At 72.7% G+C, this 348-nt stretch carries 1 protein-coding gene; it reads right to left on the bottom strand.

Features of this window, described 5'->3' with window-relative positions; genetic code table 11:
• On the bottom strand, positions 1-348 hold a 348-nt coding region (locus PUR61_RS17150), incomplete at both ends, for a HAMP domain-containing protein (protein WP_329879725.1).

Below are 348 nucleotides of genomic sequence, written 5' to 3'. Positions count from 1 at the left end.
GGCCTGGCCGCCGAGCCGGCCCTCGGAGCCGACCTCGCGGGCGACCCGGGTGACCTCGGCGGCGAAGGCGCTCAGCTGGTCGCCCAGCGGGTTGATGGTGGTCTTGAGCTCCAGGATCTCGCCGCGTGCGTCGACGTCGATCTTGCGGGTGAGGTCGCCCTGGGCGACGGCGGTGGTCACCTGGGCGATGTTGCGGACCTGGCTGGTGAGGTTGGAGGCCATCACGTTGACGTTGTCGGTGAGGTCCTTCCAGGTGCCGGAGGCACCCCGGACGGTGGCCTGGCCGCCGAGGTTGCCCTCGGTGCCGACCTCGCGGGCGACCCGGGTGACCTCGGCGGCGAAGGCGCT

Source organism: Streptomyces sp. BE20, from assembly GCF_036322525.1.
Lineage (GTDB): Bacteria > Actinomycetota > Actinomycetes > Streptomycetales > Streptomycetaceae > Kitasatospora.
The sequence above is the reverse complement of the archived record's forward strand: the minus strand, read 5'-3'. Positions and strand labels throughout refer to the sequence as shown.